This is a genomic window from Geodermatophilus sp. SYSU D00867, from assembly GCF_054050315.1.
This window is the reverse complement of record NZ_JBJGZC010000025.1, coordinates 1-19,565: the sequence shown is the minus strand read 5'-3', so window position 1 is coordinate 19,565 and position 19,565 is coordinate 1. Positions and strand designations below refer to the sequence as shown.

Annotated in this window: 22 protein-coding genes and 1 pseudogene; 13 read left to right on the top strand and 10 right to left on the bottom strand. The window is 76.4% G+C overall.

Annotated features, from left to right (window positions below):
• Positions 1-843, top strand: coding sequence for an alpha/beta fold hydrolase (locus ACI8AK_RS19935; protein WP_456902706.1), 843 nt, complete (start codon positions 1-3; stop codon positions 841-843).
• Between the two features lie 14 nt (positions 844-857).
• On the opposite strand, the gene ACI8AK_RS19930 is transcribed toward ACI8AK_RS19935, so the two are convergent.
• The 3 genes from ACI8AK_RS19930 to ACI8AK_RS19920 form a co-directional block, all read right to left on the bottom strand.
• Positions 858-1,814: an SMP-30/gluconolactonase/LRE family protein gene (locus tag ACI8AK_RS19930; RefSeq protein WP_387984746.1), complete on the bottom strand. Its 957-nt coding sequence runs from the start codon at positions 1,812-1,814 to the stop codon at positions 858-860.
• A gap of 166 nt (positions 1,815-1,980) precedes the next feature.
• On the bottom strand, positions 1,981-2,202 hold the full coding sequence (locus ACI8AK_RS19925; protein ID WP_456957680.1) for an MmcQ/YjbR family DNA-binding protein: 222 nt from the start codon (positions 2,200-2,202) through the stop codon (positions 1,981-1,983).
• A 190-nt stretch (positions 2,203-2,392) separates the two neighbouring features.
• The gene (locus tag ACI8AK_RS19920) at positions 2,393-2,719 is read right to left on the bottom strand and encodes a hypothetical protein (RefSeq protein ID WP_456902708.1); all 327 of its coding nucleotides are present in this window, start codon (positions 2,717-2,719) and stop codon (positions 2,393-2,395) included.
• Between the two features lie 85 nt (positions 2,720-2,804).
• On the opposite strand from ACI8AK_RS19920, the gene ACI8AK_RS19915 reads away from it, so the two are divergent.
• Positions 2,805-3,431 (top strand): hypothetical protein, encoded by a 627-nt coding sequence (locus ACI8AK_RS19915; RefSeq protein WP_456957678.1) that lies wholly within the window; start codon positions 2,805-2,807, stop codon positions 3,429-3,431.
• A gap of 15 nt (positions 3,432-3,446) precedes the next feature.
• On the opposite strand, the gene ACI8AK_RS19910 is transcribed toward ACI8AK_RS19915, so the two are convergent.
• Entirely contained in the window at positions 3,447-4,895 is a 1,449-nt protein-coding gene (locus ACI8AK_RS19910) for an amino acid permease (protein ID WP_387984739.1), read from the bottom strand.
• A 206-nt stretch (positions 4,896-5,101) separates the two neighbouring features.
• Between ACI8AK_RS19910 and ACI8AK_RS19905 the strand changes: the two genes are divergently transcribed.
• Positions 5,102-6,331, top strand: a complete 1,230-nt coding sequence (locus ACI8AK_RS19905; RefSeq protein WP_456957676.1) for a DUF2235 domain-containing protein — start codon at positions 5,102-5,104, stop codon at positions 6,329-6,331.
• Here ACI8AK_RS19905 and ACI8AK_RS19900 read toward each other — a convergent pair.
• Positions 6,260-7,081 (bottom strand): annotated as a pseudogene (locus ACI8AK_RS19900) (AraC-like ligand-binding domain-containing protein); the annotation flags it as partial. The gene ACI8AK_RS19905 and the pseudogene ACI8AK_RS19900 overlap by 72 nt on opposite strands.
• 247 nt (positions 7,082-7,328) lie before the next feature.
• Between ACI8AK_RS19900 and ACI8AK_RS19895 the strand changes: the two are divergent.
• The 3 genes from ACI8AK_RS19895 to ACI8AK_RS19885 are packed head-to-tail and all read left to right on the top strand — an operon-like array spanning position 7,329 to position 9,361.
• Positions 7,329-8,180 (top strand): alpha/beta hydrolase, encoded by an 852-nt coding sequence (locus tag ACI8AK_RS19895; RefSeq protein ID WP_387984734.1) that lies wholly within the window; start codon positions 7,329-7,331, stop codon positions 8,178-8,180.
• A 1-nt stretch (position 8,181) separates the two neighbouring features.
• Positions 8,182-8,958 carry an MBL fold metallo-hydrolase gene (locus tag ACI8AK_RS19890; RefSeq protein WP_456957674.1) on the top strand — a complete coding sequence of 259 codons (777 nt, stop codon included), beginning with the start codon at positions 8,182-8,184 and terminating at the stop codon, positions 8,956-8,958.
• 46 nt (positions 8,959-9,004) lie between these two features.
• Positions 9,005-9,361: a hypothetical protein gene (locus tag ACI8AK_RS19885; RefSeq protein WP_387984728.1), complete on the top strand. Its 357-nt coding sequence runs from the start codon at positions 9,005-9,007 to the stop codon at positions 9,359-9,361.
• Between the two features lie 5 nt (positions 9,362-9,366).
• On the opposite strand, the gene ACI8AK_RS19880 is transcribed toward ACI8AK_RS19885, so the two are convergent.
• On the bottom strand, positions 9,367-9,891 hold the full coding sequence (locus ACI8AK_RS19880; protein WP_456957672.1) for a putative immunity protein: 525 nt from the start codon (positions 9,889-9,891) through the stop codon (positions 9,367-9,369).
• A gap of 56 nt (positions 9,892-9,947) precedes the next feature.
• On the opposite strand from ACI8AK_RS19880, the gene ACI8AK_RS19875 reads away from it, so the two are divergent.
• Entirely contained in the window at positions 9,948-11,405 is a 1,458-nt protein-coding gene (locus ACI8AK_RS19875) for a protein adenylyltransferase SelO (protein WP_456957671.1), read from the top strand.
• 71 nt (positions 11,406-11,476) lie between these two features.
• The gene (gene ppk2 / locus ACI8AK_RS19870; protein WP_387984722.1) at positions 11,477-12,313 is read left to right on the top strand and encodes a polyphosphate kinase 2; all 837 of its coding nucleotides are present in this window, start codon (positions 11,477-11,479) and stop codon (positions 12,311-12,313) included.
• A 331-nt stretch (positions 12,314-12,644) separates the two neighbouring features.
• Here the strand turns inward: ppk2 and ACI8AK_RS19865 are convergent, their stop codons facing one another.
• Complete coding sequence (locus ACI8AK_RS19865; RefSeq protein WP_387984721.1) at positions 12,645-13,079, bottom strand: SRPBCC family protein; 435 nt, start codon at positions 13,077-13,079, stop codon at positions 12,645-12,647.
• A gap of 198 nt (positions 13,080-13,277) precedes the next feature.
• Between ACI8AK_RS19865 and ACI8AK_RS19860 the strand changes: the two genes are divergently transcribed.
• The 3 genes from ACI8AK_RS19860 to ACI8AK_RS19850 all read left to right on the top strand — a co-directional run bounded on the left by ACI8AK_RS19860 (position 13,278) and on the right by ACI8AK_RS19850 (position 15,313).
• A complete protein-coding gene (locus tag ACI8AK_RS19860; protein WP_387984719.1) occupies positions 13,278-13,778 on the top strand; it encodes a hypothetical protein in 501 nt (166 codons plus the stop codon).
• An 8-nt stretch (positions 13,779-13,786) separates the two neighbouring features.
• Positions 13,787-14,419, top strand: coding sequence for an SIMPL domain-containing protein (locus ACI8AK_RS19855; RefSeq protein ID WP_387984716.1), 633 nt, complete (start codon positions 13,787-13,789; stop codon positions 14,417-14,419).
• 153 nt (positions 14,420-14,572) lie between these two features.
• Positions 14,573-15,313 (top strand): hypothetical protein, encoded by a 741-nt coding sequence (locus tag ACI8AK_RS19850; RefSeq protein WP_456957669.1) that lies wholly within the window; start codon positions 14,573-14,575, stop codon positions 15,311-15,313.
• Between the two features lie 121 nt (positions 15,314-15,434).
• Here the strand turns inward: ACI8AK_RS19850 and ACI8AK_RS19845 are convergent, their stop codons facing one another.
• The 3 genes from ACI8AK_RS19845 to ACI8AK_RS19835 all read right to left on the bottom strand — a co-directional run bounded on the left by ACI8AK_RS19845 (position 15,435) and on the right by ACI8AK_RS19835 (position 18,246).
• Positions 15,435-16,934 carry a DUF222 domain-containing protein gene (locus ACI8AK_RS19845; protein ID WP_456957667.1) on the bottom strand — a complete coding sequence of 500 codons (1,500 nt, stop codon included), beginning with the start codon at positions 16,932-16,934 and terminating at the stop codon, positions 15,435-15,437.
• 54 nt (positions 16,935-16,988) lie between these two features.
• Complete coding sequence (locus tag ACI8AK_RS19840; protein ID WP_387989018.1) at positions 16,989-17,255, bottom strand: DUF1905 domain-containing protein; 267 nt, start codon at positions 17,253-17,255, stop codon at positions 16,989-16,991.
• 145 nt (positions 17,256-17,400) lie between these two features.
• Positions 17,401-18,246 carry an alpha/beta fold hydrolase gene (locus ACI8AK_RS19835; protein ID WP_456957665.1) on the bottom strand — a complete coding sequence of 282 codons (846 nt, stop codon included), beginning with the start codon at positions 18,244-18,246 and terminating at the stop codon, positions 17,401-17,403.
• Between the two features lie 140 nt (positions 18,247-18,386).
• Between ACI8AK_RS19835 and ACI8AK_RS19830 the strand changes: the two genes are divergently transcribed.
• Complete coding sequence (locus tag ACI8AK_RS19830) at positions 18,387-19,109, top strand: prepilin peptidase (protein WP_456957664.1); 723 nt, start codon at positions 18,387-18,389, stop codon at positions 19,107-19,109.
• A gap of 181 nt (positions 19,110-19,290) precedes the next feature.
• Positions 19,291-19,515 carry a Flp family type IVb pilin gene (locus ACI8AK_RS19825; RefSeq protein ID WP_387989024.1) on the top strand — a complete coding sequence of 75 codons (225 nt, stop codon included), beginning with the start codon at positions 19,291-19,293 and terminating at the stop codon, positions 19,513-19,515.
• Positions 19,516-19,565: the final 50 nt, after the last annotated feature.

Genomic DNA, 19,565 nt, shown 5'->3' with positions numbered 1-19,565 from the left:
GTGACCGACACCGCCACCGCGACGAGGACCGGGTACGCGCCGGTCGGCAGGCTGCGCATGTACTACGAGGTCCACGGGCCCACGGGGGAGCCGGCGGGCGGCCCGGTCCTCCTCCTGCACGGCGCGTACATGTCGGCCGGTGACCTCGGACCGCTGGTGGGCGCCCTGGCCACCACCCGGGAGGTCGTCGTCCCGGACCTGCAGGCCCACGGCCGGACGGCGGACGTGGACCGGCCGATCACCTACGAGGGCCTGGCCGACGACGCCGCGGGCCTCCTCGCGCACCTCGGCATCGAGCGGGCTGACGTCCTGGGCTACAGCATGGGCGGCGCCGCGGCGCTGCAGGTGGCCGTCCGTCACCCGGAGGTGGTCCGCACGCTGGTGGTCGTCTCGGCGTCGCACTCGAGCAGGGGGACGCAGCCGGAACTGCTCGAGATGATCCCGACCATCACCCCGGAGGTGTTCGCCGGGTCGCCGCTGGAGGAGGCCTACCGGGCCACCGCCCCGGACCCCGGCCACTTCCCGGTCCTCGTCCAGAAGCTGAAGACGCTCGACGAGACCCCCTTCGACTGGCCGGCCGAGGACATCCGGGGGATCACCGCGCCGACCCTGGTCGTCGCCGGGGACGCCGATGCCGTCCTGGCCGAGTCCGCGGTCGAGCTCTTCCGCCTCCTCGGCGGCGGCGCGATGGGCGACCTGGCCGGTCTCTCGCGGGCGCGCCTGGCGATCCTGCCGGGGACCACCCACTTCATGCCGCCGGGCAGCGGCGTGCTCGACCGCCTGGACTGGCTGCTGCCGATGGTGCTCGCCCGGTTCGACGACCCTCCCGCTGGGACGCCCTGACCCTCCCGGAGGGGTCAGTCGTGGACGAGCACCACCTCGTACTGCGACGCGGTCGGCGGGATGCCGGTGTCGAACTTGGCGTTGACGACGGCGAGCCGTCCCTCGTGCCGGATGGCGGTCGCCGGGGTCTGGAAGAGGTCGCTGGTGACGACCTCCACGACGGACCCGGACGCCAGGTCCGGGCTCAGCCGGACCTCGCTCACCCGGTTCGTGTTCTGCACCGCCCACAGCGAGTCGCGGTGCAGCTCGATGCCGTCCACGGACGGCACGCTCACCCCGGCGACGACCGCGCTGTCGCCCGTGGCGGGGTCCACCGTGTACAGCTCGCCGTTGGTCGAGTGCGCGACGACCAGCGTGCCGCCGTGGCGCGCGGCGTCGATGCCGTTGAGGTTGATCTCGCCGGCGGTGTCGGCCGCCGGCCCGTGCAGCGGGAGCGTGCGGAACGGCCCCGGCCGCCCGGAGGCGTCGATCGGCACGTGGTACAGCACGGCACGCCGGCTGTCGGTGAACCACGCGCCCGCCGGGGTGACGACGACGTCGTTGACCAGCGTGGTGAAGGCCGCCGGGGGCGCCGGCGACGGCGGCGCGAACTGGTACTCCGCGACCGTCTCCCCGGAGTGCAGGTCGTACACGTACGCCTGGCCGGTGCCGCCGCCGGCGACGTAGAGCAGGCCGTGCCGCAGGTCGGCGTCCATGCCGACCGCCCACCGGCCCTCCGGTGCGTCGATGAACAGCTCGGCGGTGCCCGCCTCGAGGTCGCCGCGGAAGACGTCGCCGGCGAACAGGTCGCCCGCGTAGAACGTGTCCCCTGCACCCGCCGCGATGCCCTCGGCCGAGGTGGCGCCCGGCAGGACGATCACCTCCGGCCAGGACGCCGCCGCGGGCGGGACGGTGGTGACGGTCAGGGCGACCACGCCGGTCACCAGCACCGCCGCTCGCAGGGAGCCGGTCGTCCTCCGCGTCGTCGGCACGGCAGCCTCCGGTGGGCGTCGTCGGTCGCACGGTCGTCCCCCGCCCGGTCAACGGTGCCCCGCCCGCGGCGGGCGGGACAGGGCCCAACGCCTCCGTACGGAGGCCGCGCTCAGGCGACGGTGGGTACGGCGGACGAGGGACCCGTCCCGTCCTGGTCCCGGCGTCTCACGGCTCGCCGTGTGACGGGCCCGGGCGCCTGGCCCTGGGCAGTCCCTCCACGACCAGTTCGTACGAGTTGCGCACCAGCTCCTCGACGAGGTCCCGCGTCACCGCGTCACCGGCACGGATGGTCAGCCGGTGCCGCTCGTCCACGGGGTGGCCGGGGACGAGCTCCTCGTACCGCTGCTGCAGCGCCCGGCTGGGCTCGGGCTCGCACGTCAGCGTCACGAGTGGTTCGCCGGGAGCCGAGCGGCGGACTCCATCGCGACCTCGAGCAGCCGCACGCCGTCCATGCCGTCCGGCTCCTCCTCGACCGCCGGGTCGGACCCGGGCGGGCGTCGTCGTCCCGGGACGGCCGTCGAGGACAGCCGTGCCCGAGCGTCGCACGGACCCGTGTCCTCGGCCTCGTCCGCCGTGCTCAGGCGACGGTGAGCAGCACGGCGCCGGCGGCGAACAGCGGCAGGGACACGAACAGGAAGACGCCCACGCCGGTCAGGACCCCACCGGGGGAGCCGTGGTCGTCGACGTCGGGCCGCCGGCCGTGCTCGTACTCGTGGGCCCGGGTGAACACCGCGCCGCTGGTCAGCCCGATGAGGCCGGCCAGCACGAGCAGGACCAGCGCGAACCGCGACAGGAAGCTGCCGTCCCCGAGCAGGCTCCACAGCCCCGCGACGGCCAGAGCCACGGCCGCCGCGAGCAGCACCGCGGCCAGCGCCTGGCGCAGGCCCCGGAGGACGACGCCCACGGGGTGACGGTAGCCCCGCCGGGCGTGACCGGGGTCCTCCCGCGACGCGGGCGTCCACCCGGGGCACGCGGGGTAGCCGGGCGGCGTGGACCTGCTCGCCCTGCCCCGCACCGTCACCGCGTCCGCGCTCGCCCTCGGGACGGCGGTGCGCGGCGCGCGCGTGTTCCACCCCCGGGGACGGGCGTCCGCCGGGACCGTGGTGACCGACGGCGGCGGCACCTGGGGTGCCCGGGTCCTCGACGAGGCGGGCACGTACGACGTCGTCGTCCGCGTCTCCCGCGGGGTCGGGCTGCCGGAGCCGCTGCCCGACGTCGTCGGCCTGGCGGTCCGCCTCCCGCTGCTCGGCCGGGGCGGGGCACCGCTGGACGTCCTGGTCAACACCTCCGGGGGCCTGCCCGGCCTGCGCCACCTGTTCCTGCCGGAGCCCCTCGGCCGGACGTGCTCCTCGGTCCTGCCGTACCGGACCGGCAGCGGCCGCCTGGTGGTGCTCGGGGCGCGCGACACGGGCGCCGGCTGGGACCTGCTGGCGGCACCGCTCGCCGGCGGCTGGAGGCGGTGGGGACGGCTGAACCTCGGCGCCGCCCTGCCGGACGCGGAGTCCGAGGCGCTGCGCTTCCGGCCGACGCTCGGGGCCGACGACCTCCAGCCGGTCGCGCTGTTCCGCGCCGTCCGCGACCTCTCCTACCGCGGGAGCCAGGCCCTCCGCCCCTGACGGCCGCGGCGCCGCTCAGCCGTCGACCGGCCGGCGGTGGCTCGGGCTGTCCGGGTTCAGGAGCGAGTGCTTGCGCCCGTAGGCGAAGTAGATGACCAGCCCGATGAGCAGCCAGACCCCGAAGCGGGCCCACGTCTCCCACGGCAGCTGCCAGATGAGGAACAGCGACGCGAGCACCCCGAAGGCCGGGACGACGGGCATGAGCGGCAACCGGAACGGCCGCGGGGTGTCCGGCCGGGTGTAGCGGAACAGGATGACCGCGACGCAGACCACGATGAACGCCGACAGGATGCCGATGTTCGTCAGGTCGGCGACGGCGCGAATCGGGAAGACGCCGGCGAGCACGGCAGACCCGACGCCGGCGATCCAGGTCACCCGCTGCGGCGTGCCGGTCCGGTCCACCTTCGCGAACCACGGGGGCAGCAGCCCGTCGCGGCTCATGGAGAACCAGACGCGGGTGACGCCGAGCAGGAAGGTCAGCATCACGGTCAGGATCGACAGCACGGCGAAGACGGAGATGACGCCGGCGACCACCGGCAGGCCCACGCTCTCGAAGGCCGAGGCGAAGCCGGCGGTCGGGTCGATGTCCCGGTAGTCCTGCATCCCGGTGAGCACCAGCGTCGCGGCGACGTAGAGCAGCATCGCGACGACCAGCGACAGGATGATCGCCTTCGGCATGTGCTCCTTGCCGTCGCGGGCCTCCTCGGCGGCGGTGCTCATGGCGTCGTAGCCGAAGACCGCGAAGAAGACGGTGGCCGCGCCGGTGAGCACCGGGCCGAAGCCGGACGGCAGGAAGGGGTCGTAGTTCCCCGCCTGGACGTAGAAGACGCCCAGCCCGATGATGCCGAGGATCAGCAGGATCTTGATCCCCACGGCGATCAACTCGAACCGGCCGAAGGTCTTCGTGCCGCGGCTGAGGATGAACGTGACGAGCAGGCAGATCACGACGGCGGGGACGTTGACGACGCCGCCCTCCTCGGCGGACGCGGTGAGCGACGTCGGCAGGGTGAGCCCGAGGTTGTCGAGCAGCTCGCCGAGGTAGCCGGAGATGCCGATGGCCACGACGGCGACGATGGCGATGTACTCCAGGAGCAGGTCCCAGCCGATGAACCAGCCGATGAGCTCGCCGAGGGCCACGTAGCCGTAGGTGTAGGCGGAGCCGGCCCGCGGGATCATGCCGGCGAACTCGGCGTAGGACAGCGCCGCCGCCGCCGACGCCAGGCCCGCGATCAGGAAGGCGATGAGCACGGCCGGCCCGACGGGCTCGTTGTCCGCGTCGCCGGCGGCCACGAGCCCCGCGAGGGAGAAGATCCCGACGCCGATGATGCCGCCGACCCCGATCGCGGTCAGCTGCCACAGCCCCAGGCTCTTGGCGAGCGCGCCGCCGGCGTTCCGTTCCTCGACGTCGTCCATCTGCTCGACCGGCAGGCGCCGCCAGACGGAGCGCTGGTCCCGAGTGCTCATGGGCGTCCCCTCGTCGCGGGCCCCGTGTGCGGCGAGCCTGCCCGCGTCCCGGCGGGTCGGCAAAGCGAGGGCCCGGCGCGGCGGCGCGGCGGCGCGGCGGCGCGGCGGGGCGGCGGCACGGCGGGGCGGCGGCACGGCGGCACGGCGGGGCCTTGTCGGCCGGGCGGCGGGGGAGCACCGTGGCGGGGAGCGACGCGGGAGGCACGATGCCGAAGCGACTGGTCGTGTGCTGCGACGGCACCTGGAACACCCCCGACCAGGTGGCCGAGGGCCGGCCGTGCCCGACGAACGTCACCAAGCTCGCCCTGGAGGTCGCCCCGGCCGGCGCCGACGGGCTGCGGCAGTGCGTCTTCTACCTGCGCGGGGTCGGCACCGCACGCGGTGAGCGGTACCGCGGCGGCGCGTTCGGCGTCGGCCTGTCCCGCGCCGTCAAGGACGCCTACCGGACGATCGTCGACAACTACGAGCCCGGTGACGAGCTGTGGTTCTTCGGGTTCAGCCGCGGCGCGTTCACCGCCCGCAGCACCGCCGGCTTCGTCCGCACCGCCGGCGTGCTGGAGCGCCGCCACGCCGGCCGGCTCGACGAGGCCTACGAGCTCTACCGGTGCCGGGAGGCCCATCCCCGCGGCACCGAGGCCGAGCTGTTCCGGCGGTCCTACTCCTACGAGCCCGACGTCCACTTCATCGGCGTCTGGGACACCGTGGGCGCGCTCGGGCTGCCGGTGCGCGGCCTGGGCTTCGTCAACCGGCGGTGGGCGTTCCACGACACGACGCTGAGCTCGAAGGTGCGCAACGCCTTCCAGGCGCTGGCCGTGGACGAGACCCGTCGCGCCTTCCGGCCCACGCTGTGGGAGCCGCACCGCGGCGACGCCCGCCCGGAGGGCCAGCGGCTGGAGCAGGTCTGGTTCTCCGGCGTGCACTGCGGCGTCGGCGGCGGCTACCGCGACACCTCGCTGTCCGACGTCGCGCTGCTGTGGATGGTCGACCGGGCCCGCGAGTGCGGCCTGGCGTTCCACCGCGACGCCTTCGCGCCGCCCCCGCCCGGCGGGGCCCCGGACGACAACCGCCCGCGCCCGGTGCCCGACCCGCTTGGCGAGCTGCGGGACTCCCGCACCGGCCTCTACCGGCTGCTGCCGCGGTACCACCGGCCGATCGGCGTCGGCCACCCGCGCACCGAGAGCCTGGCCTCGACCACCGTCCGCCGGTACCTGCAGGACGAGCGCTACCGCCCGCCCGGCGTCGCGTCGTTCCTCGCCCGTGGCGGCCCGCGCACCGAGGTCGACGCCGGCCGGCGGTCAGCCGGCAGCGGACGCCCGCTGCCACTCCCGCGGACTCGTCCCGAAGGCCTCGCGGAACCGGCGGGCGAAGTGGCTGGGGTCGGCGAAGCCGCAGGCGCGGGCGGTCGCGGCGATCGACCGCTGCCGACCGGCGGGTGAGGCCAGCCGGGCCCGCGCGGCCTCCAGCCGCCGCGCGATGACCTCCTGCTCGAGGCTGGCGCCCGCCGCGGCGAAGGCCTTGTAGAGCTGCCGGACCGAGACGCCGTGCGCCCGGGCCACGGCGGCCGGGGTGAGGCCGGGGTCGGTGAGGTGCCGGGCGACGTACGCCCGCACCCGGGTCACCAGCGTGTCCTCCCGCACCGGCGGCCCGAGCCGGTCGTCGCCGGCCGCGGACACGACCAGCGCGCGGACCAGCTCGACCGTGGCCGCCCCCAGCGCGGCCGCCCCCGGGTCGGCCGACAGCGCCGCGGCGTCGTCGGCGATCCGCTGCAGGTGCGCGCGCACCAGCCCGTGCAGCGCGCTGGCCCGCAGCCGCGGCGCCGCCCGGCGGACGACGTCGACCGGCAGGCCGAGCCGGTCGAGGGGGACCAGCAGCGCGCGGGACCCGCCGCCGGTCACGCAGGCGAACCCGTAGGGCGCGCTCATGTCCACCAGCATCAGGTCCCCGTCCTCGACCACCTGCTCGTGGCCCAGCTGGTCGAACTCGCCGCGGCCGCGGTGCTGGAAGGCCAGCGCGACCAGCGGGGCGTCGTCCCGGGCGACGTGCCGCCGGGTGCGGACCATGCGGAAGCGGGTCGCGTCGGTGGCCAGCAGCACCGCCGTCCCGTACGGGAACGCCTGCACCCGCGCCTGCACCGCCGCGGGGTCCTCACGGTGCTCCACGCGGCAGGCCGCCGACGCCTCCTGCATCGCGACGTGGAAGGCCTCGGCGCGGTCGGCGCGGGGGAGCAGGGTGGTGTCGAAGAGCAGCATCGCGCCGTCCCTGGGCCTCGGGCAGCAGACGTTCCCGTGGACGCCGAGCCTGGCAGAGCCGGGCTCCTCCCGGAACCCGCACGGATGCAGGCAGGGACCGCAGCCGTGCACGCAGGGACCGTTCGCCCGCCGGGTCCGCTGCCAGGCTCGCGCCGACCGGGCACCACCTCCGAGGGGAGCGACCGTGACCACGCCACCGGCACCCGGCACCACCGCACCGGACACCATCGTCCTGATCCACGGCTTCTGGGTGACCCCGCGCAGCTGGGAGGACTGGAAGGCACACTACGAGCAGCGCGGCTTCCGCGTGCTCACCCCGACCTACCCCGGCTTCGAGGGCGAGGTCGAGGCGCTCAACGCCGACCCGACGCCGATCGCCGAGGTCACGCTGCCCGCGATCGTCGAGCACCTGTCCGCGCTCGTCCGCGGGCTGGACCGGCCGCCGGTCCTGATCGGCCACTCCGCCGGCGGCACGCTCGTGCAGCTGCTGCTCGACCGCGGTCTCGGCGCGGTCGGCGTGGTGCTCAACTCCGCGCCGACCGAGGGCGTGCGGGTGGTGCCGCTGTCGCAGCTGCGCTCCACCTGGACGGTGCTCAGGAACCCGGCCAACCGGCACCGCGCCGTCGGGCTGACCGAGGAGCAGTGGCACTACGCCTTCACCAACACGTTCCCCGAGGACGAGTCGCGGGCGCTGTACCGGCGGTACCACGTCCCGGCGTCGGGCCGGATCCTGTGGAACTCCGTGCTGGCCAACCTCATGCCCGGCCCGCAGGACGCGCACGTCGACTACGGCAACGAGGCCCGGCCGCCGCTGCTGTTCGTCTCCGGCGGCGAGGACCACATCATGCCGCCGGCCGTCCAGCGGTCGAACGCGGCGCACTACCGCGGCGACACCGTGACCGAGGTGCGCGAGTACCCCGGCTACCCCCACCTGCTGCCCGCCTCGCCGGGCTGGGAGGCGATCGCCGACGAGGTCCTCGACTGGGCGCTGGCGCACGCGACGGGACCGCGTCCGCAGGTCGCCGGCGCGCAGTGACGTGCGGCTGACGCACGTCGGCGGCCCGACGCTGCTGGTCGAGGTCGCCGGGCGCCGGCTGCTCACCGACCCCACCTTCGACCCGCCGGGACGCGCCTACGCCTTCGGCTGGGGCACCGGGTCGACCAAGACGACGGGACCGGCGCTGGCACCGGCCGACGTGCTGCCGGTCGACGCCGTCCTGCTCAGCCACGACCACCACGCCGACAACCTCGACGACGCCGGCCGCGCCCTGCTCGCCGAGGTGCCGGTGGTGGTCACCACCGCGTCCGGCGCCCGCCGGCTGGGGGACGGCGCCCGCGGGCTGCGGGACTGGCAGACGACGGTCCTCGAGGCGCCGGGGCTCCCGCCGCTGGAGGTCACCGCCACGCCGGCGCGGCACGGGCCGCCGCTGAGCCGCCGGCTGGTCGGCGACGTCGTCGGGTTCGCCGTGCGGGAGGCCGGCGCGGACGGCGGGGTGCTGTGGATCTCCGGGGACACCGTGGCCTTCCCCGGGCTGCGGCGGGTCGCCGAGCGGCTGCGGGTCGACGTCGCGGTGCTGCACCTGGGCGGCGTGCGCTTCCCCGTCACCGGGCCGGTCCGGTACTCGATGACCGGCCGGGAGGCCGCCGCCGTGTGCCGGGCGACCGGGGCGCGGGTCGTCGTCCCCGTGCACCACGAGGGGTGGAGCCACTTCCGGCAGGGGCGGGAGGCGGCCGAGCGCGACCTGGCCGCCGCGCCGGAGGACGTCCGCCGGCGGTTCCGGTGGCTCGACCGGGGGGTGCCCACCGACGTCTGACCCGTTCCTGCTGGCCGACGGGGGCTCCGGTGGCGATCATGGCGGGATGACGGTCACCGCGATGCCGGCACGGGCCCGCTGGGTGTGGGACGCACGCGACCGGACCCGCGCGGTCCGCGTCTCCGCCCACCCGGCGCAGGGCCTGGTCAACCTGAGCATCTGGCGCGACGACGCGTGCGTCGGCACCGTCAAGCTCCGGCCCGACGAGGTGGCCGGCCTGGTGTCCGGGCTGACCGAGGGCCTCGCCGAGCTCGCGGTGACGCCGCCGGCCGCCCCGGCCACGGTCACCGACCTGGAGACGCGGCTGGCCGCCGTCGAGTCGCGGCTCGAGGCCCCGCGCCCGCCCGCCGGCCGGCTGGCGCGGACCGTGCTGCGGCGCGTGCAGGACCGCCTGCTGCGCTGACCGGCTCACGCCCGCAGCGCGGCGTCCAGCGCGGCCACGAGCCGGCTCGTCCGGTTCCCGCCCGTCGGAGCGGCCGGGTAGCGCCGGAGCACCGCGACCAGGCCGGGCGTCGCCCGCTGCCGCGCCCGCTCGATCCACGCGGCTCCCACCGCCTCGTCGCCGCCGCCGGCCAGCTCCGCCGCCCGTGCCGCGGACGCCGCCGCCCCCAGGACGTGCCGCACCTGCGTCGCCCGCGCCAGCGGGTGCAGGTACGCCGCGGCCGCCGCGGAACCGGCCGCGCGCGCCGCCTCCCGCGCGGCCCCGGGCGGAGCCTCGGCCGCGGCCCGGTGCGCCGCCAGGGCGGTCGTCCGCTGCAGCACCGTCCGGGCGGCCCCATCGGCGAAGGCGTCCGCGGCCTCGACCGCCGCCCGCGGTCGCCCGTCGCCGGGGCGCTCGGCCTCGAACAGCGCCAGGACCTCCCGCGCGCACCCGGCCGCGTAGCGGGCCACCACGCGGAGGTCCTGCAGGCTCAGCTCGACCTCCCCGGACACCCGGGCAGGGTCGCAGACGACGACCCGGGTCCGGCGTCGTCCGTACATTCGAGGGGGTGACCGTCACCCCCGGCGTCTCCGTCGTCCTCGGCACCCGCTTCGCCACCGCGCTGCCGGAGATGGCCGTGCCCTGGCAGGCCGTCGAGACGCCCGCCCCTCGGCTGCTGGTGCTCAACGAGCCGCTGGCCGCGGAGCTCGGCCTGGACCCGGAGGAGCTGCGCGGGCCCGCCGGCGTCGGGCTGCTCACCGGCACCGTCGTGCCCGAGGGCGCGCGGCCGGTGGCGCAGGCCTACGCCGGCCACCAGTTCGGCTACTACAACCCGCGGCTGGGGGACGGGCGGGCGCTGCTGCTCGGCGAGCTCCCCGGCGCCGACGGCCGGCCGGTCGACCTGCACCTCAAGGGCTCGGGCGCCACGCCGTTCTCCCGCGGCGGCGACGGGCTGGCCGCCGTCGGGCCGATGCTGCGCGAGTACGTCGTCAGCGAGGCGATGCACGCCCTCGGCATCCCCACCACCCGCTCGCTCGCCGTCGTCGCCACCGGGCGTCCGGTGCGCCGGGAGACCCTGCTGCCCGGCGCCGTCCTCGCCCGGGTGGCCGCCAGCCACCTGCGGGTCGGCAGCACGCAGTACGCCCGCGCCACCGGCGACGACGACCTGCTGCGCCGGCTCGCCGACGAGGCGATCGACCGGCACCACCCGGCCTCGGCGGACGCCGGCAACCGGTACCTCGCGCTCTACGAGGCGGTCGTCGCCGCGCAGGCGGACCTGGTGGCGCGCTGGATGCTCGTCGGCTTCGTGCACGGCGTGATGAACACCGACAACGTGACGCTGTCCGGCGAGACCATCGACTACGGGCCGTGCGCCTTCATGGAGGGCTACGACCCCGACACGTGGTTCAGCTCGGTCGACGAGGGCGGGCGCTACCGCTACGGCAACCAGCCGCTCGCCGCCGAGTGGGACCTCGCCCGGCTGGCCGAGGCGCTGCTGCCGCTGTTCGCCGACGAGCAGGAGCAGGCGGTCGCGCTCGCCGTCGAGGCGCTCGGCCGGTTCCGCCCGCGCTACGAGGCGGCGCTGCTGGCCGGCTGGCGGGCCAAGCTCGGCCTGCCCGCCGGGCTCGACGACGAGGTCGCCCGGGTCCTGGTCGACGACTGGCTCGCGCTCCTGCAGGCGAACCGGGTCGACCTGACCTCCTCGGCGCGGGCGCTGTCGGCGGCCGCGCGCGGTGACGCCGAGCCGGTCCGTGAGCTGGTCCTCGACCTCGCCGGGATCGACGCCTGGCTGGAGCGCTGGCGCGCGCTGGTTCCGGACGCGGACGCCATGGACCGGGTCAACCCCGTCTACGTGCCGCGCAACCACCTCGTCGAGGAGGCGCTGGCCGCGGCCACCGCCGGCGACACGGGCCCGGTCGAGCGACTGGTCGAGGTGGTCCGCCGGCCGTTCGACGAGCGGCCCGGGCTGGAGCGCTACGCCGCCCCCGGCCCCGGGGGACCGTTCGTCACGTTCTGCGGCACCTGACCGCGCCGGTCGGGCACCCCGGCGTCCTCCCGTCCCTTGCCCCGCCCGGCGGGGCGGGTGGATGGTGCGGCATGGCGTCCAAGAAGCGGTCCGGCCCCTCCGTCGAGGAGGCACCCAGGTCCACCGGCAAGGTCCCCACCGCGTACTACGAGGAGGAGATGGCCCGCCTCCAGGTGGAGCTGGTCAAGCAGCAGGAGTTCGTCCGCGCGCGGGGGCTGCGCGTCGTCGTCCTGTTCGAGGGCCGTGACGCGGCCGGCAAGGGCGGCGCGATCCAGCGGATCACCGAGTCGGTCAACCCGCGGGCCACCCGGGTGGTGGCGCTGCCGGCACCGACCGAGCGCGAGCGCGGGCAGTGGTACTTCCAGCGCTACGTGGAGCACCTGCCCACCCGCGGCGAGATGGTCCTGTTCGACCGGTCCTGGTACAACCGCGCCGGCGTCGAGCGGGTCATGGGCTTCTGCACCGACGAGGAGTACGAGGAGTTCCTCCGCTCCTGCCCCGAGTTCGAGCGGATGCTCGTCCGCAGCGGGATCACCGTGCTCAAGTACTGGTTCTCCGTCAGCGACACCGAGCAGGAGAAGCGCTTCCAGGCGCGGCTGCACGACCCGACCAAGCGCTGGAAGCTCAGCCCGATGGACCTCGAGGCGCGCAACCGCTGGGTCGAGTTCTCCAAGGCCAAGGACGCGATGTTCGCCGCGACCGACATCCCCGAGGCGCCGTGGTGGGTGGTCGAGGCCGACGTCAAGAAGCGCGCCCGCCTCAACGTGATCTCGCACCTGCTCACCCAGGTGCCCTACGAGGACCTCACCCCCGAGCCGCCGGAGCTGCCGCCGCGGCCGCCGGTCGACGAGGACTACGTGCGCCCGCCGCTGGACAGCCAGCGGTTCGTGCCCGACGTCGTCCCCTGACGGTCAGGGCAGGACCGGTGACCTGCACCCGCACCCGGTGCCCGCCCCGGAACCGGCAGGCGGTGGGGACAGCGCGACGTCGACGGCGAGGGTGCCGTCGTCGGCGACCGCGACCGCGACGTCGTCGGCCGGGACGGTGCGCGGGTCGAGCCGGGGATCCCGTCGACGACGTCGCGCCCGTCGGGCATCGACACGGGCAGGTCCCGCTCGACGGTGTACGTGCCGGCGGTGGGGCGCAGCCCGGGCGCGAGGTCCGCGGCCAGGGCACCCAGCCTGCCCAGGACGGTCATCGCCGGACGCCGCCGACCGCTCCCGTGCCCCGGAGGGCGGATCACAGGGTCCGCTCCGCGCGCTCCTTGAGCGCCCGGTTCATGGCCTCGAAGGCGGGCAGCGTGCCCCGCCGCAGCGACCGCGCCAGCAGCGGGACGAGCACACCGCGGAAGGTCTCCTCCTGGACCAGCCGGGTGCCCGGCCCCACGGGCTCGAGGCGGAAGACGTGCTCGCCGTCGAACAGGCCCGGCACGCCGAGCCTGCCGAGCCACCGCAGCTCGCGGGCCGGGTCGACCTCGAGCAGGCGCGGGCGGAAGCCCATCGCCCGTCCGCCCACCGGCTGCATCCGCAGCGACAGCCGGGCGCCGGGGACGACGTCGCCCTCGGCCCGGACGATGAACGGGTTCCACTCGGGATAGGCGCCCAGGTCGGTGAGCTCGGCCCACACCCGCTCGGGCGGAGCGTCGATCTCGATCGCGGTGGACAGCTGGGTCATCGCGCTGGGCTCCTCGGGTCGGCGTCGGCCCACCGTGGCCGACGTCGGCCGGCGCCGTCGAGGGCTCCCGCCGCGGGCTCGTCGTGGCCGGGTGGTCGCGGCGTGGTCTCGCCGTGGCCGCGGGACTGCGCGGACCCGCCCCGCCGACCTACGCTCGTCGCGCCGAGGGCCGGAGGCGGCCCGGAGGGGGCGGTGACCATGACGCGGAGCCCTGACTTCCTGCCCGTGCTGAGCCGGGGACGGCACCGCACGCCCGCGCGCGGCGCGTGCTTCCTCGAGTACACGGCCCTGCTGGCCGGTGAGCCGTTCAGCGACGCCCCGGCGTGCGTCGACGCCGAGCTCGCCGCCGTCCTGCGGCACGCCAACGACGTGCTCTCCGACGCCGACCGGCCGCGCCTGGTCCCGCTGCTGGGCCGGGCGATCGGTCTGGCCGTCCCCGCGGCGGCGGCGCGGCTGCGGAGGGAGGCGGCCCGGCGGTTCGCCGCGGCCGTCGGGTCGACGTTGTCGGTGGACGAGCGGCGGTTCGTGCGCACCGCGCACGTGGACCGGCTGTTCTGGTCGCTGATGTTCGAGCCGGTGCCGGTGAGCACGTCCGCGGCCTGGGTCGACCGCCTCGTCGAGCGGCTGGACCTGCTCCACGGCTGCTACGAGTCGGTGGTCGCGGAGCTCACCGCGCGACCCGCGCCCGCGGTGGGCTGACGGCGCGCGTGACGCTGCCGCCGGCCGTCGTCCGGGTGCGCGGGGAGGCCTCCGCCGACCACGCGCCCGACTGCGCGACGCTCGCCGTGCACGTCCGCGAGGTCTCCCCGGACGGCCGGGCCGCGGCGCTGGCGCTGGCGTCGGAGGTCGCCGCCGGCCTGCGCGCGGCGCTCGCCGGGGTCGCCGGGGTGCGGGCCGTGGTCCTGTCACGCGTGTCGGTGCACGAGCGGTTCGTCTGGGACACCGGCACCGCCGAGCCGGCCGGCTGGGAGGCGACCGTGGCCGGTACCGTGCAGGCCGACGCCGGGGCCGTCCCGGAGCTGGCCGAGGTCGTGGCCGCGGCGGGTGCCGGGATCGGCGGCGTCTCCTGGGACCTCGACGACCCGGCCACCGCGCGCCGCGCCGTCCGCAGGGCCGCCGTCGCCGCCGCCCGCGAGGCCGCCACCGACCTCGCCGACGCGGTCGGCCGCCCGCTCGGGCCGCTTCTGGAGCTGGCCGACCCCGGGCTGTCCTCCGCGGTGCCCGGCGCTCCCGAGACCATGGCGGTCACGGCCCGCGGCGGCGGTCCCGCGCTGGAGCTGGACCCGCAGGACGTCGTCGTCCGCGCCGTCGTCGAGGCGACCTTCGCCCTGGGGGAGTGACCGTGGTCGTGCCATGATCGGCCGGTCGGCGCCGGACCCCGCCCGGGGACACCCGCCGGCCCCGACCCGCGAGACGGTCCGTCCCCGTGGCGCCGGCCCGGCGGTCCCCGCCGGCTCCCCGCTGCGGGTCGTCCCGTCCGCGCGAGGACCGACATGACCACGCAGCTCTCCCGCCCGGCGTCGCCCTGGCCGGGCTCGCGCCACGAGACCGAGCACCGCTGGGACCTCGACGACGTCGTCTCCCTGGCCGACGCCGCCGCCCGGGTCCGCGCACTGGCCGCCGAGCTCCGCGCCGCGCACGTCGCCGGCTGGACGCTGACCGAGCCCATGCGCGACGGCCACCTGCTCGCGAGCCGCCCGTCCCGGCGGCAGCGCGCCCACTCGTCCCCGGCGCCGGTGCCGCCGCCGGCGCCCGGCGTCGCCCCCGCCCTGCGCTGGCGGGTCCGGGTGGTCGACGAGCCGCCCGTCCCCGGCGACGAGGTGCTGTCCCTCGCCGCCGTCCCCGGCAGCCCCGTCGTGGCCCACAGCGGGGCAGGAGCGGTGCAGGTGGGCGGGCCGGACCTGCCGTCCGAGGTGCTCGCCGAGCTCACCCGCCAGGTGCCGGCGGCGGAGTTCGGCTCCCGGAGGTGGGCGGTCGTCGCGGCCCGGGTCGGTCCCGGCCGTGACCTGGTCGCCGAGGGCAGCGCCCTGCGGGTGCACGCCGTGGCCGGCGGTGTCCTCGTCCGGACGGTCGAGTCGCTGACCTTCCGGCACGCGGCCGACCGCGCTGCGACGCTGCCCGATGCGGCGGCCGCCTACGAGCGGCTGGCGAAGGCGGCGGAGGCGATGGCCGCGGCGGGTGGGCGGCTGACCGAGACCGACGACGGCCTGCTGCACGTCCGGTACGGCCGCTGACGTGGGCACGCGACAGGGCAGCCGGGCACCTCGGCAGGCAGTCGGCGGCTGCGGCGCCGCGGTGCGGTGGGGACGGGCGTCGGCTCGGCGTAGGTGCACGAGCCGACGCCCGCCGGCTCGGTCAGAACGGTGGTGGCTCGTCGTCCGGGTCGGCCGGTGACGGTGGGCCGGTGTCGGGCGGTGATCCGGGTCCGGGCGGTGGCGGGTGCAGGCCCGGTGGCCGGGTCGTCCGCGTGACTCCTGACGGTGTCGTCACCGTCAGCACCCCGTCGGCGGTCATCTCGAACCGCCAGCCCTGCGCGAAGGTCTTCAGGCGGTGGTGGCTGCGGCACAGGCAGCACAGGTTGGCGCAGTCGGTGGCGCCGCCGGTGGCGTGGGGGACGACGTGGTCGGTGTCGGCCCAGCCGACGCGCTGGCCGCAGGTGGGGAAGCGGCAGGTGCGGTCGCGGGTGTGCACGAACGCCTGCTGCTGGGCCGACGGCGCGTAGGCGTCCGTCGCGTCCGGGCGGTCCAGCAGCGCACAGTCGCAGTCGGTGTCCGGGTGGTCGGGGCAGCCGGTGCGGGCCAGCCGGCGCAACCGGTGCAGCGTGGTCGTCGCCCGCAGCGTGCCGTCGTCGTCGACCAGCGCCAGGGTCACCGAGCCGCCCTCCGGTGCCCGGACGCCGAGCGCCTCCAGTTGCTGCAGGAGCTCACGCAGGTGGGCGGCGGTGATCGGCAGCCCGTTCACCGCCCCGGCCTCGCTGCTGCGGCCGGTCAGCGCGGCGAGGGTGGCGATGACCTGCAGGTGGGCGCTCACCGGCGGGCGGTCGGTCTCCCAGGGGCGTTGCAGCAGGTCGGCGAGGACCAGGGTGCGCAGCTGCCCGATCGGCCGCTGGTCCCCGTCGGCCTTCAGCATCCGCGCCAGCTCATCCACCAGCGCATGACTGGCGGCGGCGACATCTGCCGGGAGGTCGGCGGCGAGGGTGGCCATGCCGTCGAACGGGCAGTCGTACAGCCGCACGTCGGCGTGCCGCTCGGCCTGCCTCCGGCGGCCGTCGATGGCCTCGGCGTCGGCCGCGAGCAGCAGCGCCAGCGCGCGGTCCTTGAGCGTGCGCACCGTCAGGGACATGGCCTCCGGCAGCAGCCGGGCCTCGAGCGTCCGCGCGGTCGCCGCGCTCGTGTGCTCCAGCACGTCGACCAGCGCCTTGGCACGGGCCTCGTCCAGCGCGCCGGCGGCCAGCGCCGCCCAGGTGCCGGGCAGGTGGGAGCGGTACGTCCACGCCCGGTGGGCCAGGTGGGAGGCGGTGCCCCGGCCGACGTTGAGCACCAGTGCCAGCTCGGCGGTGAAGAACTCCGACACCCCGGGCAGCTCGGCATCCGGCGCCCACGACCCCCGGCGGGCACCCGGGGTGCCCGGCGCGGGATCGGGATCGGCCGGGGAGTCGTCGGCCAGGCCCAGGACCAGCTCCGCCTCGTAGGCGGCGGTCATCGCCTTGAGCGCGGCCACCCGCTGCAGCTCGGCGGCCTTCTGCTCCCGCGACAGCAGCGCCACCGGCAGCCGAGCGATCGACACCGGCCGCTCCAGCAGCCAGCCGGCGAGCGCGCGCTCCACCGGCGAGACGTACTCGGCGACCTCCTCCACATCCCGCAGGCTACGGCCGGGGTACGACAGTTCCCGCAGGTCAGCGACAGGTTCTCACAACCGGACGGGATCCACCTCGACGTCGACCGTGACGACGTCGCCGTCGTCCTTGCCCCGCCGGATCCGCGCGGGCACGGGGAGCAGCCAGCCCGCCGCGCGGTCGCGCCAGACGCTGGTCGACCACGTGCGCCCGTCGACGGTCGCGGTCACCGGAACCCGGCCGAAGGGACCAGCGGTCTCCGGCGCGTGCTCCGGCGGCACGGGCGCGAACACCCAGCCGCCGGCACCGGGCCACCGCACGAGCGTCGCGTCGAAGGTCACGCGCGCAGCCTGCCCGACGGTGACGACGATCCGGTCGCCTCGGTCCGTGAGGAACAGTCCCGGTGGCGGCGAGCGGCACGCAGACGAGCACGGAGCGCCTGCGACAGTCCCGGGACGACGTGCACGGACCGGACCGTGCCGGTGGTCAGGCAGCCAGCGCGCTGAGCACGTCCCGCGCGCGGGTCCACAGCAGCGCGCCGCCCTCGTCGTCGAGCACGGTGTGCCGGGCGCGGGGGATCCGGGCGGCCAGGCCGCGGCCGAGGTCGGGGGAGTGGACGGTGCTGGTGTCGTGCGCGCCGTACCAGAGGTGCAGCGGCACGGTCAGGTCCTCGGGGCGGACCGGCCAGTGCCCCAGTGCGGTCACCAGGTCGCGCGCGTAACCGGCGGCGCCCTGGCGGAACCCGTCGTCGAGCGCGGCACGGACGGCGCCGCCCAGGTCGGTGCCCTCGTAGCGGGCGCGGTCGACCGGTGCGGCGGTGGTGAGGACGACGTCCCACAGCCAGTCCGCCGTCGCGACCCGGGCGATCTCCCGCTCGAAGCCGGCCGGGTCGGCGTCGGCGGCGTCGAGCATGCCCGCCACCTCGGGCACCAGCAGGCGTCGCTGCGCGCGCAGGTCGTCCTGCCCGGCCACGAGCGCGAGCGCGTCCAGCAGGCCGGCGCCTGCCAGCGCGACGGCGAACGGGGCGCCCTGCGAGAAGCCGACCCCGAGGACGCGCTCCAGGCCCAGCGCGGCGACCAGGTGCCCGACGTCGTCCGCCCAGGACGCGTACGTCTTCGCGGGGTCCGGGGAGGACCGCCCCAGGCCGGGGCGGTCGAGCGCGAGCAGCCGCAGGCCCAGGCCGGACAGTTCACCGGTACCGAAGCCGAGGACGCCGCTCATCCCGCCCCCCGGGCAGAACAGCACCGGCCGCCCGTCCGCCGGCCCCCACTCGGACCAGGCGAGCTCGCGCCCGTCGGGCAGGCGGAGGGCGCACGGCGTCCCGGGCTCCATGCGTCCTCCTCGTGCGGTCCCGGGCCGACCCGTTCGCCGGCCGCCGAGATCCTGCCACCGTGACGGGGCCCGGGATCTCACCCGAAGGGGGCGCATTTCGCTCACCGGCCTGCACGTCGCGTCGTGCCATCGTGACCGCCGTGTCCGCCACCGCTGCCGCCACCGGGGTCGTCGCGCTCCTCGGTCTGGCCGCGGGCGTGGCGGTCGACCGGGCTGCGGCGAGCTTCCCGTGGCCGGCCGCCGGGCGGCGGACCCGGAGCCGGAACACCCGGGTGCCCGCGGGCGCACCGGCGATCCCGTCCCGGGACCGGCACGTGGAGGAGCGGCCGGCGGCGCGGCCGGCCCTGGTCCTCCTGACCGCCGCGCTGTGTGCGCTGACCGCGTGGCGGTTCGGCGTCTCCGCCGAGCTGCCCGCCTACCTCCTGCTGGCCGTCGTCGGGGTGCTGCTGGCCGCGATCGACCGGCGGCACTCGCTGCTGCCCAACCGGGTCGTGCTGCCCACCCTGGTCGCGGGCGGCGTCCTGCTCGCCGGCGCCGCGGCGGTCGCGGGGGAGTGGCCGGTGCTGCTGCGCGCGGTGCTCGCGGCCGCGGCGGTGTTCGGCGTGCTGCTGGCCATGGCGCTGGCCTCACCGCGCGGCATGGGGATGGGGGACGTGAAGCTGGGTGCCGTCCTCGGCCTGTACCTCGGCTGGCTGGGCTGGCCGCACGTCGTGCTCGGCCTGTTCGCCGGGTTCGCCGTCCAGGCGGTGCTGGCCCTGGTGCTGATGGCGGTCCGTCGCGTGGGACTGCGCACGGAGCTGCCCTTCGGCCCGGCGCTGCTGCTGGGCACCGGACTGGTGGTCCTGGCCCCGCTCGTTCCCTGACGAAGCCCGAACACTCACAGTGACCGCCCGGCTGCGGAGCGCACCGGGAGGATGAACCCTGTCCGTGGACGGGGTGAAGGACCCTCAAGTCTCCGCACCTCCTGCCCGACGGTGTCCCCAGCGCCGTGGCTGGCCGGGTCGACCGATCCGGACCGGCGGCCCACCCCCACAGGAGAGAACCGTGCTGAACCCGCTCGCCACCCTCGTCACCCTCGTCTCCCTCGCCAAGGACCGCGTCGAGCGGGAGGAGAAGGGGGCCACCGCCGTCGAGTACGGCCTGCTCGTCGGCCTGATCGCCGTCGCGATCATCGCGACCCTGGTCCTGCTCGGCCCCGAGCTCAAGGACCTCTTCGACAAGGTGCTGACCGGCCTCGAGGGCGCCAACGCCGCCGGCGGGGCCAGCTGACCCAGCCAGACCCCACTCCGGGCGTCGTGGCGACGACGAGTCGCCACGAC